Origin of the sequence: Campylobacter taeniopygiae (genome assembly GCF_005406225.1) — a bacterium.
In the GTDB taxonomy this organism is placed as follows: Bacteria; Campylobacterota; Campylobacteria; order Campylobacterales; family Campylobacteraceae; genus Campylobacter_D; species Campylobacter_D taeniopygiae.
Window position 1 is genome coordinate 1 of record NZ_NXLY01000060.1, and the last position, 643, is coordinate 643.

Here is a 643-nt window from a genome sequence, read left to right on the forward strand (position 1 = left end):
TTTTAGTGATGATTTTTTGCACACTTAATGCAGAGATGATTAATTTTCATTATTTGGGTAAAAAGACTATTGGAGTAGATTCGGACTATCTTGATAATGGCAATATTTTTGGCATTAATTTTAGTCTTGTGCAGAACGAATATTTAAATCACATTCCAGAAACCAAAAATTTCATTAAAGATTTAAGCACCCTAAAAGACAATGAATACAATGCCTTTGGAGTAGAACTACCTAAAAATGTTATTTTAGAAGTTTTTAAATTTGGAGAAAAACATAAGGATGATTTTTCTAATCTGGTTAAAAAATATCCTTTTGTTCAACTTGTTTTTTCACAATGGCTTACTATTAAACTCTATGAAAAACAAAAAGAGCTTACAAACAATCCTAATTTAGATTATGAAGAATTTCTAAAAAATTTCACTTCTACTTTTAATCATAAAAGTTATAATCTTCTTGATGCTATTCATCAATTAAAGGTTGAAAATATCAATCATAAAGATGATGAAAATTTTAACATCATAGATACTGCAACAGCACTTAATGCTTCATATGTTAATGATATTACTCTTTATGATATCATTTATGATATCATCCCTAATTCTATTAGAAAAGTATTTTTAAAAGATGAAAAGCTTTTAAAAAC

The 643-nt window shown here is 25.5% G+C and carries 1 protein-coding gene; it reads left to right on the forward strand.

Features of this window, described 5'->3' with window-relative positions; all coding sequences use genetic code 11:
• Positions 1-643: hypothetical protein (locus tag CQA75_RS09295; protein WP_171000112.1), on the forward strand; the 643-nt coding region annotated here is incomplete at both ends.